The sequence below is a fragment of the Acinetobacter entericus genome, assembly GCF_026168575.1.
In the GTDB taxonomy this organism is placed as follows: Bacteria; Pseudomonadota; Gammaproteobacteria; order Pseudomonadales; family Moraxellaceae; genus Acinetobacter; species Acinetobacter bouvetii.
The window spans coordinates 1-12074 of sequence record NZ_JAPEQW010000046.1 but is presented as its reverse complement, the minus strand read 5'-3'; the positions used below and the strand labels follow the sequence as shown (position 1 = coordinate 12074).

Genomic DNA, 12074 nt, shown 5'->3' with positions numbered 1-12074 from the left:
AGCGACTTGTTTTGAGAAGTCGTCCATTAATTTCCCCTAATTTTTGGCAATAACCCTATGCTTATAAACGATAGGGCTTGTGGTGTTTTGTTGGGTTAATTAGCTACCCATTGTTCAGTCGCTAAAAGCTGTAAAAATTTTTGCAGCTTTATATTCTTAAAAATTTATTGAGTTCAAATTTTTCAATCAAATCAGCCATTCTTACAAACTGTTTTGATTCATTTGCAGCAAAGATACTTTTTGCGACATTTTCTAAATAAGCTTCTGCAAGCAAAGAGATTGCTTGATTTGATGATGATGTGTTTGAAATGATTTTTTCTGCTATTTTTTCAAATGAGATTGAATTAAAAGTTGGAGTATAATTTGGATCATAATGAGGGTTAAAACTATCAGTCATTTGAGTACTTGTAGTCCCCCCATCAATCGTCGATCCATAATAACATTCAGCATTAGAATAAGTTCCATGATCGATGATTGGCCCAGTGTACCTGTAGACATATTTGTTGGCTGGAGATTGTAGTGCAAAGTATTCTGAAAGTGCCCTACAAGCGCCTTCAGGATTATCAAAGTAGAGAGCAAAATCAGGGTCCGATGATCCATATGCGGGAGCAATCCAAATGCGCTGCAGAAATGGAAAGTTTATAGGGACTACTTCATACAAAACCCAACTATTGTGCGTATCAAATGTCCAATTCGTAACCCCTGTCAATTCATTACAAGCATCAATTACAGCTTGCCATTGTTGCATATCATCATCATGTAACGAACGTACGATTGCCGCTGTTAAATCTAAATCAGCATAACTATCGTAATAGTCACGCTGATTTGTTTTATATGCTGTGTAGTGAGCAATACCGTTTGTAACCGTTACATCTGCATTTAAGTTCCAGCTGCTCCATTTATCTTTAAGTAAACACATTATTAAGCGCTTTGCTAAAATCATAAGAAAGCCCCGCCAGAAGCTATATAAACTTCATTACCAATTTTAAAAATCACACAAAGATTTTCACCATCACTCAATGTAAAATTTTGTGCTTTCTTAAAGGAGGTGTTTAGATTAAATCCTTTTAAATCAATCAACAATGTCATTGATTGACCTGATTGCAGGCTTGCAGTTAATGCCCCGTCTTTGATCAGGGTTAAGATTTGAATTGTTCCATTATTGATATTTAATGATGGGTTTGTTGTGGTGAAAACAACTTCACTCAATAGGTTTTCAACATATAGTTTCAAGTCTTCAAATTGACCTCTTAATTCTGTGATAGCTACAGAATCGACCTTATTTTCCAGCAATCCTAGAATCTTTTTCAGAATCGCCAATACATCATTCAAGTTATTAGTATTACTTAGAATTTCATTCCAATTTGTCGCCATTTCACTTTCTCTCAGGCAATAAAAAACCGCATTAAGACGGTATAGATTGTTTAACTTTGGATATAAAAAACCTTAAATCAACAAAAAATAGTGACCATAGCTAAAGTTGGATCAAATAAGGCGATTGTGTTATCGCCGCCATACACTGACTGTAAAACAAAGCCATCTACTGTCTGAGAAACAACCCCAAAGTTGGTGCCCGCACCAAAATTAGATACCCCAGTAATTACCACATAATCCTTGTGCGGCATTGGCTTGGTGAATGTAATTGTGTAATTTCCGTGGCTGTTCCGAACCACAGATTCAACATTTCCAGACTTGCGTATTTCACCTGTACCGCCGTTAAAATTCGCCCATGCGCGAGCTGCAAAGATGGGCGCTTCGCCTTCGGCTAAATCAGCTTTATCGAGTTTTTCATCATTCAGTTTTTTACCCATTCTTGCTGATAGTGGTTTTTTAGAATCATTAGATTCCAAATTATCAACAATATCTGTGGTGTTAACTTTATTAGTGTCTAGTTCACCCAATCCGTCAATAACACTATTAATTTTTAATGTTATTTTATTGAAAAGCCAATTCATCCACTGTCTTGCTGGTTGCAGTTTTAATGGAAAGCCCTGAGATAGATTTAGTTCATCTGTGTTTTTATCGCCCGCTTCAGAGAAAACGGTAAGTTTATCAATAGTCATCTTCACCCTCAAAAATCAACCTTACACCTGACGGCAAAGGAAACATTAATTTAACTAGCTCTCTTTCAAATTGCTCATAACTCTCTAAAAATAAGAAAGTTACAGTCATGTCTTTGTTGTCTTTAAACTTAAACGGCTTATCAGTAATTAAAGAAATAATTTCTTTAGCTGAAAGTTCAGAGCAATCGCTTTGGTTTAGCAGTATTTTAGCTTTGATCACCCTCTTAAATAATTGCGGTGTCATCTTTAAGGCTGTATAGCCACTCATACCCGACTCTCGCCAGTATCCAGACTTAAAACTTGGATCGTTAGTTTCTCGCCACGGTAGCGACTCAGGCTGACCTTGAAATCCAAAGTATGGAACTGGGATGGAGTTTGGTATTGAATTTGGCGCTCCAAGCCAGTCGGCAATAATCTGTAGCTGATCCCCTTCTGCAGTCTCTAAGTCGAATTTACTATCAAGGCCATTAAGGCACTCTAAGCAATCAATCAGCGGGCTAATTGAGGCTTCCACCATCTCCCTAAATCTGGGTTTATCTCGATGCTGGCTTGTCAGAAGCTCTATGTATTTACGTGCATCCACTAGAATCCCCCGGAGGTATTAATCTCAATATTGTCTATATCGCAGTAAGCTACGGCTTCTGGCGAGTTCACAAGAAAATCATTCTTGCCCGCCCCAAAAACATAGTCGCCATCACTTGAAAGTTTTCTATAGCGCATAAAAAAAGACGCTTTCGCGCCCCTCATATTGATTATTCTATTGCTTTGGTGGCCCTGATGTATCTGATCCAGATTTAACACCGGTTGTGAGGTGTTTTAGCAAGCTAACTGTCTTAGCCACAACGTCTGTGAGTGACTCAATCAGCCCATCAACAGTCAATGTCTTTTTCATTTCCACAGCACAATGGAAAACAGCTTTCTGGCCAATAAAATTAAAGACCCCATCTTTTGTGATTTGGATCTTCGTTGCATTGTCATCACTGCGGATCTCAAGGCTATCTGCTGAAATATTCGAGATCTTGTTTGCCTGTGATTGCGGTCGGAAAAATGCAAAGCCATCTGATAAATCATGATGCCGAGTATCAAAGGGATTCTGAACCCCGCCAGATTGCCACCACAGATCTATATTGCGCGATGAGAAGCTAACAAGGCATTCATCCCCCACATTGATTGGATGAGTAATGGTGAAACCACCAGCGCAGGGAAACATGACTGGAACATCCTGCAGTATTGGAATTTCCAGCATTTCAATATTGCCATTAGGCGTACGCACGGGAATTTTAATTAAAGGTTGCACTTCTACTGTGACAGCATTGGGATCATAGCTCACCACTTCACAAGGTAATGAGGTCCATAATCCCAATACCTCTGCAGCAACCGTATCCTTGATGATGCTAAACAGATCGGGTGAGCGTTCATTGATTGTTAGTGCCATTTGCCTCTCCCGCTTGAGGTGTCCAACTTTCATCGACTGCACTTATGGAGATGCCTGTTTTTGGCACCACCGCCCCAAGTGCAGTGCAAACCATATTTGAATACCACTCATCACCGCGCGTATCACCGCTGTGCTCAATCGCCTGAATCACAAAAATGCCCTGTGCATTGGTTGCGAGCTTTGGTGTTTTGTGAGGCTGATCCACTTGCTGACCGCTATATGCAATATCATAGTTTTCAGACTGCAAATTTGTTAGATCGATTTTGATCCGATCCATGCGCTTAAGTTTTGGGTTCAGTAAGCACTTAACAACAAGCCCCTCGCTGGTGAGTTGCGGCATTCCAACCATGCCTGTTTCAGCAGATAAGATAAATATAGGCTGGATTGAGAATTTATCCAGATCAGTGGAGTTTAAAACACCTTCTGAATAATCAAAGGTGACATTGTTCTCCCGACCAACCCGCTCAATAAACCCATGAAAACTGCCAAATAATGTGCGGCCGCGCGGGTATTTCTGATCACTCAATTTAGCCAACTCGCCAGCATCAATGCCGTATTTTTTGACCTCTTCAGCAATCAGGTCACTTAGGCCTTGAATTGGTGTACCTGCAGGCACAGATTGAGTAATGGTCGCATCATTGCGAACCCGATCCCCAGCAATGGCTAGAATGCAAAGATAGGTGTCAACTTGGTCGTATCGCCCACGGCGGTACTGAAACACACGACCTTTAAAAATAACCTCAGGCTCATCATCACCATAACTGCAAGCTAAGATAACCTGAGTGTTTTTCTTATCATCATCCACACCAGCCAGTTTATTCATGGTCTCATGCGATAAATTGTAGATATATATCTCTGCAGCCTTAGGTTGCTCTTTCGTTGGCTGGCTGACCACAAAAGTCATTTTGAACTCAGTAAAGTCTAGTGCCTCAGGTGCATTTTCATCAACCTGAATCGTTAGCCGACAGTTACGCATCCATTGCATTGTCATGAGTCGCTCCAATACAGTTTTATGTTTTCGCCCAGATCGCTAAAAGATTGGCTTTCATCCTCATCGATATTCAATACATACAATGAGCCTTTAATAACATGTTGATGCTGGGCCAGTAGATTATCTCCAGCTACCATTGGCAGTCCTGCAATCAATGGATTCTCTGCGGTATCAAAAATATCTAAATACCAACGGCTGGCGCGATAAATAAGCTGCAGCTTGTACTGCGTAGCGCCAAGCTTGATATTAAATTTTTGATTGCCGTAATTTAATGGAATTTCATAAATCATAAATCACCACATAGGTTTCCAAGCTCCACCAACCTGAGCCCCGCCAACCAACTGCCCTAAAATGGAGGTGCTGACCTCTTGCGGTTGTACGGTTCCACCATCCGCCACACCCGCAGTAGCTTCTGGACTTGCTTGATTTTCGATAGAAATGAATGCAGTTTGAGTATTAACTCTTATGACCTTTTTGAACGCAATGTCGATCATTAAGACATTTTCGGTTTGTAGGTCCGTAGTACACCCAAGAGACTTGATTAACATATTTGTATAAAGCCGCTTACCTGTTGAGACTATTAGGGGTAAAACCTGCTCCTGCAATTGCAACAGAGTTTGATACACAATTGTCAGGCTTGTATTTCCGCCTAAAACCGTATCGCCAAGAAAGCCATTTAACGCACCAGCACTTTCAGACCAGCCCACCCTTATTGTTACCTCTGGTGGCTCCTTGTAAGCGTGATCTGAAATGGCTGCACCCACTTCTGTTGGATGCTCGGTGATTTTCAACTCATCTTTGTGCTTTTCTTCGACTGTTACATCAGCAAATAGCCCCATGATTGTTCGACCACGGCCCGAAAGTAAAAGAGAACCTAGAATCTCAGTATTCTGAGATGACGTGACAGCGCCTAGGCCGCCATCTATAAGTGTGCCTATTGACATATTTGCTTTCCATTAGGTAAAAAAAAGCCCACAAATAGTGGGCTTGAATTTGATACCAACCTATCAAAGACTATGAATACCATCTAAATCATTGATGATCTTTTCACACATTTGAATTGCTACATTTGCAGTTTTATCAGTAACCTCGACATCGAGTTTATAGTCCGACTCTACTCTCAGGATGTGGAAATTATTAAGCTTAAAGGCGATTCCCTTTAACTTATTGTTGGCCGGCCGTAATGCGATCAATGTCTCTCTTAATGATCTATGTGTGCCACCCTTGTAGGCATTAACTGGTATCCCGAGACTAATCGCCTTTTCATTTACTTGATGAAATGCACAATAATAACTTCGACTCACAGCCTGTCTAAAATCAATTTCACTCAATGGTGATAAGGAAATAATTTTCTTTGAGAAACTTAAAAACTCAATACTATCCACAACTCTTCCTTATCTTTCTGTATGAATAGAATAATCATCAGATGTAAATATAATTGGGTATTTCAGCAATTCTTCATACTCATATTTTTCAAGTAAATCCACCAAAGCATTGCTCATCTCATCATTCAACAGCCCAATAGTTGCTAAATCCAACTCTGGATTAAATAAAATAGTTGAAACATTTGAATCTGATACATCTGGGTATCTTATAATCTTACCAGCACAACTTGAAAAAAACACAGCATAAGCCGAGCTCAGGATATCCCTGTAAATTTCCAAGTTTAGATTGCTATTTTCTAATTTACTGATTTCTTTATTAAGGCTGCTTAATTCAGTCTTAATGTATTTTTGATCACTCTCATTTAAGGATTTCATTTCATTCATCCTCTCGTCATAAAAATCGTAACTTACTGCAGTACCAAAAAAAGCAAAAAAATACGTGGAGTCTAAAGTGACTTTATATGCTGCCCAGTATGAATCTAAAGCCTCCCTATACAATCCTTGGTGTGCATAGCAATTGCCAATAACCCTATATGCCATTCCTTTATAAGATTCACTCTGAGTTAAAAGAAGGGCTGATTCAGCCACACTTCTAGCTCTATCATTCTCACTAATATAGGCATCCAAAATAGCCAACATGAGCTTGTATTGGAAAACATCAACCGCCTTTAAGCTCTCAGCCTTTCTTCTCCACGATTGAATTTTGAACTCACTTTTGGTTTTAATGGTACTTGAGAAAATTTCGCTTACTAAGTCTGAGTAAACTGTCTTAACAGCTGGATTCATTGGCTTATTTTCTCAATTCAAAACATGGCATAAGTCAACTTATTATATCAATTAACTATTCTTTTGTACTGTTTTTTTGGGTCAATGTTTTACAATCAATAAAACCGGTATTTGCCAGCTCAGGGCTTAACCCTTATAAACAACTACATTAATGGTTTAGCATTAAAACCAATAACATAGAGGCAACCTCATGAAAAAACTACTACTTATCGTAGCCTTGGCTTTATGTAGCTCAACTTTTGCAGGAAGTTTTGAGGATATGCAACTGTTGGATAAAGAAATAAAATCACTCAAAAGTAAGCTCAACACTGTTTACAAAAAGGCTTATTCACAAACAGAAGCCAAGATGGAGTTGGATGCTTCCCAGAAATCATGGTTGAAATTCAAGGAATTGCAATGCGGCGATTTTGTAGTTGCCGATACACAAGGAAGCCCTGCAACCGTTAGCTATGATTTAACTTGCCAATCTATACTGTATAAACAGCGCATTGCCTTCTTGGAAGAAATGTTTAACCTATAAAAACACCCTTTGCCCCTCTTGCCATAATTGCTAGTGAGTTCTCTTGTTGGCGTCTAATGGCGTTGGCAGATTCCACTGGACTACCAACACCATTAAGTGTCATATCAGTCTGAAACGATTGATGCACCACAACACTACTAGCTGTCATAGCATTAGACTTGTTGATCTGTGATTTATGTGGATTACCTAAAGGTGGTGCATAAGATTGCAAATTCCAGCCTGAACCAAAATCTAATGCATTTACCTCATTCGTTTTTGGAGTTGAGATAAAGTATGGTTTGGGCATTTTATGTTTATCAGCACTCGGTGTTCCATGAACATGAACTGCCTTTCCCACCCCAAATCTTTGTCCCGTTTCTTTTGATTGCTCATCAACTTCTTGAACCCATTTCTTTGTAGCTGCACTAGCTTCACCCAGATAAAATGGGTTCGCATAAGAAATGTTCAATCCCACGCTTGAATCTTTACCATTTGCACGAGCTTCCAAGTAATTGCGAACAAAAGTTTCCATTCGTTTACTAACGCGACTCATTGGTACATTCTGCACACTTCCGTATGCGCCTTTGCGTGGAGCATTAATATCCGAGAACGCCCAACGCTGGTTAACAACATCCCGCACACCACCACCAAACTTTCCAGAAGCCGCCCTATTTAAAATTGTATCAATCACACCTGCAGCTTGATTCTCAAAGTTTTTACCCTTAAGACCCCCAACCACCTCGGTTGACGCTACTTTCATAATATCAACGATATCCCGCTCTGATAACTTCAACTCCTTACCAGACTTAACCGCCTCCTTAACGCCCCCCTGAATCGCTTTAGCCGCACCCACCGCCAATTCCTTTGCAGTCACGGTAGATTTACCCTCATTTATCTCAACGGCTTTTTTAGCTTCCTCATTTCCCAAAAATGCTAATGTTTTTGCAATCCCTCCACCAATAGCACCCTGAACTGCTTTCCCAGCACCATTCGCAACCGTTTTCACGCCCTCATCTACCTTGGTTGCAACTTCCTTGAGTGCACCTGCAGGGTCTTTGATAATTTTCTGGATAAACTCAATTGTCTTGTCCTTGATCTTCTCGAGAATATCTAAAAAATCTTTGATCTTGTTGATGATGGTATCAATACCATTAGTCCACTTAAAGCCCATTTCAGCAGCGTCATCGTAACGATCCAAGCTCCAGGCCTTATTTGCCAGTTTCCCACCGCGCCCACCAGACCAAGGCCCGCCTGCAATCTCAACTAAAATTCGCTGTTCAATAAGATGAAAATCAAATCGCCAATGCTTTGTAGATTTAAACTGGAATTTCTTTTCGTATTTGATATCCAGGACATTGAGCGCTTGTTCGAAATCTTCCTCAGCCTCTAGATAATTTTCTGTTGCCTTGGGTAAAGGTTTAGCGCGTGATTTGGTTTTAGGTGGGCGCTTCTTGGTTTTCCAGAAATAGTCATCTGCATTCATATGTTACGCCCATTAAAAAACCTCCAGAAGGAGGTTTAATTTTATTTGTTTAATTCCTTATGCATCCACGCCAAATAAGCATCTCTATCCTTGAAATTTGGTGCATTGGAGAGATTCAACACAATATCTCGATCAGAAACTGAAACAGTAAAATGTTCAAAAGTCTGAAAAAGACTACCTTTCGCTCGATCAAAGAAGTTTGATAGGAACATAATGTTGTAAGACCAGTTGCCTATTTTTTTGCTCTTCTCATCTAATTCTGGGTGTTGCAATACCCTTTCCGCTTGTTCTTCAATAATTGGGAACTTTTCATGTGATATAAACGCATCATATAGGCTCTCTAATTTCGAATAATTCATCATTTTTTGTTTCTTTTAAAATTAAGGTGAGTAAAGAATATATCAAAATTATCCAATTATTATTTAAACAAAAAACANTATAGGCTCTCTAATTTCGAATAATTCATCATTTTTTGTTTCTTTTAAAATTAAGGTGAGTAAAGAATATATCAAAATTATCCAATTATTATTTAAACAAAAAACACTTCACGCAAATTCTTAATTCGCTCTTTCAACTTAATCATGATGCCATCAATCGCCAGCATCTCACCCCGAGTCAACCCGGCCCGACTAAGACTCTGATACTTAGACAGCTCAGCACTGCAAAATTCTAAGTCTTGTTTCGCTTGTACTTTGTCTGTCATAAGACCACCAAGAAATCTTTCACAAACCAATTTGAGTTAAGCATTGTTTTATACCAGTGGTTTTGAACCCATGTATAAACAATCCCATCCACAACCTTGTAGTAAAGATCAAAGTATTTATATTGAGCATCAAATGGCATACCCACCACCAAATAAGAAAAGAAAACCCCGCCAATAATGCATATTGAGCGGGGTTTTGTTTGCCGTAATACGTTCTGCAAATTATTTAATATTTTTCACTTTAAAGCAGTTCCGACAAACTTCCATATCCCCATCCTTACAATGGTGAATTTCAGTCACACCGTGAAAGCCAAATAAGCATTTTACAAATTGGAGCATATGTTTCCCCATGCAAAAAAAAGCCCACTCCAGTAGTAGTTGGGCGTGGGCTTGTAAACTAAGTACCTTGGAAGGTAAGAAACTACAGCTAGTTTCTGATAGTGATTATCATTTAAATAAAATTAGTTTTCAGTGGCAAAATATATCAAATATAAAAATAATGCCAACTAAATCATATTATTAGATCTACTTAATCTATTATTTAGAATAAATAAAAAGCCCGATCAAGTGACCGAGTTTTCGTTGTTATATATCTGGAAATACTGGGTAGTTGAAAATTAAGCAATTTTAATATGGTGTAAATAGACCATTTTAAATACAGCGAATTACAGAAATTAGAATGTAGCACTCTAGAAATATCAATCTCACAAAACCAATAAGTTAAATGCGCCTTTCGTATATTTTTCTATAGATTTTCTTGGTTTATCAAAAATATATACCACTTCCGAATTGGTTCCAAAATTCGCATTTCTAAGAAAGTTATCAATCTCATCACGCTGTCTTGCTATTTTTTGAAAATTTTTACCATCACTTGCAACAATCTCTAACTTCCCAACTAAAGTCAAAAAAAGATCTAATTCATTAAATTCATTTATAAAGTTGGAAATATCTACGTACTCGTAATTCAAATTATTTCTTCGTATAAATATCCTGATGCTTGAATACAACTCTTTTTTTGCATCATCACAACTTGAAAATTTATTTAAAATATCTTCTAATAATATTTTTAAATTAGCATAATCTTGTGTATCTTCATCTAGTTGATAGTCTTTAATTGATAAGCATCTCCATAGAGTTAGTATCCGACTTTCAAATGCATCATATTTTTTGATTACTTCTTCAGCTGCATCAGCCCTTCTCTTCATTCTCTCCTGCTTCATCCAAATCCAAAAACCAATAAACAACAACACAGGTGTAACAATTACATTTACGTTTGGATAGCCATTTACTGAGAAGCATATAATTAAAGATACCCAAGCAATAATTAAGAAAATGAATATCATATTTAAAATTTCTTGCTTCATGTGGTTAATGATTTATTTGATATGGATTCATCAAATAATAGCAATATCCCATAAAACAAAAAAGCCCACCTTTCGATGAGCTTTTTAATTAACTTTAGTGCTTTACGTACACTTCGGTCACTATAACATAAACATACCAATTCAGGATTTAAATGTCAATTTTTAATATTGAGCTGTTTTTTGTAATTGTAAATATGGTCATTAGCAGCAAGCTTTGCTTCAACAAGCATTTGCTTTACCGCATCTCCATAGTGCTTCCAGTTATTCTGGTAGGTTTTTACATCCATAATACTAAGCAAACCAGCCATGCGTAAACGACCCTGTAATTTGTAATCATCCTCAAGAAAATCATATAAAAAGAAAAACAGCTCCATACGTGCAATCATGCGACAGATTTTTGGTAATTCATCTTTTTTGTACTTCTTTTCAGTATCAGCTACAGCGTAAATAGATTTAAATAGATGCTCTTCAATTCGTTTGTGTTCTACAGTGGTATCTGCAAAGTCACCGTTAGCTAGAAGGTATGCTATATCTTTTTGCAATTCATCATCCATCTTTCCAAACACCCCGATCTTTTCATCCCAGCTCGGTGGACGCTCACCCGTTGCAGCAACACTAACTTCATAACAAGCAGTTTTTGCACGCATTTCACGCCCTAACCATTCAAAATTTGTTGCTGTTACTGCATTCATACCCTGTCCTCAAACTTCTTTAATGTCGATGTCGTGCACTGTTTTCATCAAGTGTTTCTTATTGCGATAGCTTTGCAGCTTCCGCGTAACTGCTGACTTCACATCTTCCACCACAAGGTGCCCTTCGCTGATGTATGTGAAATCTGCAAAATATCTCAATTCAGGTTTTGCCCTTTTCTCCCCCTCCAGCTTAACCTTAGGCGCCAAGACAAATTTCACCTGGCACTTAAGCTCTGAAATTTCACCCCGCTGCATTCGCGCTGTTAGCTCGATATAGCGCTTATACTCTTTGGCGCTATCGAACTTCATTCCATCCTTTTCCATGCGCTGTGAGTTGTATTTAGAACGCCCAGACTTGGTTTTAGTCTTGGGCGCGTATTGAGCGTGGTAATCAGCGAGTGAGATGCTGGTCACTGTCACCTCGCAGGGCTTTTTCCAAAATCTTCACACACATATCAACACCTTCTGATTGACATATTTGAGCTGGATCTTTATAGCCATCCATGTCTTCACGCAGCATGAGCGCCTGTTGGCGCATAGAAAATAGAGCATCTTCCATCTGCTTTCGCTTTTCATTAATCTTGGCTTCTCCCAAACAGCCTGATTTATCCCCTTCTCGGCATACTCTTGAATCACATCAGCGTAATTGTCTTTGAATGCCTCATAAGCCAAA

16 protein-coding genes and 2 pseudogenes are annotated in these 12074 nt (G+C 38.6%); 1 reads left to right on the top strand and 17 read right to left on the bottom strand.

Annotated elements, in window-relative coordinates; genetic code table 11:
* Window positions 1-148 precede the first annotated feature (148 nt).
* From OKC24_RS18310 to OKC24_RS18265, 10 genes are all read right to left on the bottom strand, one after another.
* Window positions 149-943, bottom strand: coding sequence for a hypothetical protein (locus OKC24_RS18310; protein WP_265466145.1), 795 nt, complete (start codon window positions 941-943; stop codon window positions 149-151).
* The gene (locus tag OKC24_RS18305) at window positions 940-1374 is read right to left on the bottom strand and encodes a hypothetical protein (protein ID WP_130148768.1); all 435 of its coding nucleotides are present in this window, start codon (window positions 1372-1374) and stop codon (window positions 940-942) included. The genes OKC24_RS18310 and OKC24_RS18305 overlap by 4 nt, the downstream gene beginning before the upstream one ends.
* Window positions 1375-1451: 77 nt before the next feature.
* Entirely contained in the window at window positions 1452-2063 is a 612-nt protein-coding gene (locus OKC24_RS18300; protein ID WP_265466144.1) for a hypothetical protein, read from the bottom strand.
* The gene (locus OKC24_RS18295) at window positions 2053-2646 is read right to left on the bottom strand and encodes a baseplate wedge 1 family protein (RefSeq protein ID WP_130148764.1); all 594 of its coding nucleotides are present in this window, start codon (window positions 2644-2646) and stop codon (window positions 2053-2055) included. Before OKC24_RS18295 ends, OKC24_RS18300 begins: the two co-directional genes overlap by 11 nt.
* Before the next feature lie 174 nt (window positions 2647-2820).
* On the bottom strand, window positions 2821-3498 hold the full coding sequence (locus tag OKC24_RS18290) for a Gp138 family membrane-puncturing spike protein (protein ID WP_265466143.1): 678 nt from the start codon (window positions 3496-3498) through the stop codon (window positions 2821-2823).
* Window positions 3479-4489 carry a phage protein gene (locus OKC24_RS18285; RefSeq protein ID WP_265466142.1) on the bottom strand — a complete coding sequence of 337 codons (1011 nt, stop codon included), beginning with the start codon at window positions 4487-4489 and terminating at the stop codon, window positions 3479-3481. Before OKC24_RS18285 ends, OKC24_RS18290 begins: the two co-directional genes overlap by 20 nt.
* Complete coding sequence (locus OKC24_RS18280) at window positions 4486-4779, bottom strand: phage baseplate plug family protein (RefSeq protein ID WP_265466141.1); 294 nt, start codon at window positions 4777-4779, stop codon at window positions 4486-4488. Before OKC24_RS18280 ends, OKC24_RS18285 begins: the two co-directional genes overlap by 4 nt.
* Before the next feature lie 3 nt (window positions 4780-4782).
* Window positions 4783-5433, bottom strand: a complete 651-nt coding sequence (locus OKC24_RS18275) for a phage baseplate protein (protein WP_265466140.1) — start codon at window positions 5431-5433, stop codon at window positions 4783-4785.
* 63 nt (window positions 5434-5496) lie between these two features.
* Complete coding sequence (locus OKC24_RS18270; RefSeq protein WP_130148750.1) at window positions 5497-5874, bottom strand: HEPN domain-containing protein; 378 nt, start codon at window positions 5872-5874, stop codon at window positions 5497-5499.
* Between the two features lie 9 nt (window positions 5875-5883).
* Window positions 5884-6660, bottom strand: a complete 777-nt coding sequence (locus OKC24_RS18265) for a hypothetical protein (protein ID WP_265466139.1) — start codon at window positions 6658-6660, stop codon at window positions 5884-5886.
* A gap of 190 nt (window positions 6661-6850) precedes the next feature.
* Here OKC24_RS18265 and OKC24_RS18260 point away from each other — a divergent pair, with 190 nt between their 5' ends.
* The gene (locus tag OKC24_RS18260) at window positions 6851-7180 is read left to right on the top strand and encodes a lysozyme inhibitor LprI family protein (protein ID WP_130148746.1); all 330 of its coding nucleotides are present in this window, start codon (window positions 6851-6853) and stop codon (window positions 7178-7180) included.
* Between the two features lie 1141 nt (window positions 7181-8321).
* Here the strand turns inward: OKC24_RS18260 and OKC24_RS18250 are convergent.
* The 7 genes and pseudogenes from OKC24_RS18250 to OKC24_RS18220 all read right to left on the bottom strand — a co-directional run.
* Window positions 8322-8642, bottom strand: a pseudogene (locus tag OKC24_RS18250) (hypothetical protein); the annotation flags it as partial.
* Window positions 8643-8683: 41 nt separating this feature from the next.
* Window positions 8684-9004 (bottom strand): hypothetical protein, encoded by a 321-nt coding sequence (locus OKC24_RS18245; protein WP_265466137.1) that lies wholly within the window; start codon window positions 9002-9004, stop codon window positions 8684-8686.
* Between the two features lie 167 nt (window positions 9005-9171).
* A complete protein-coding gene (locus OKC24_RS18240; RefSeq protein WP_265466136.1) occupies window positions 9172-9345 on the bottom strand; it encodes a hypothetical protein in 174 nt (57 codons plus the stop codon).
* A gap of 704 nt (window positions 9346-10049) precedes the next feature.
* Window positions 10050-10709, bottom strand: a complete 660-nt coding sequence (locus OKC24_RS18235) for a hypothetical protein (protein ID WP_265466135.1) — start codon at window positions 10707-10709, stop codon at window positions 10050-10052.
* Window positions 10710-10864: 155 nt separating this feature from the next.
* Window positions 10865-11401 (bottom strand): hypothetical protein, encoded by a 537-nt coding sequence (locus tag OKC24_RS18230; RefSeq protein WP_265466133.1) that lies wholly within the window; start codon window positions 11399-11401, stop codon window positions 10865-10867.
* Between the two features lie 9 nt (window positions 11402-11410).
* Window positions 11411-11815, bottom strand: coding sequence for a DUF1064 domain-containing protein (locus tag OKC24_RS18225; RefSeq protein ID WP_265466132.1), 405 nt, complete (start codon window positions 11813-11815; stop codon window positions 11411-11413).
* Window positions 11816-11845: 30 nt separating this feature from the next.
* Window positions 11846-12074: pseudogene (locus OKC24_RS18220) on the bottom strand (hypothetical protein); the annotation flags it as partial.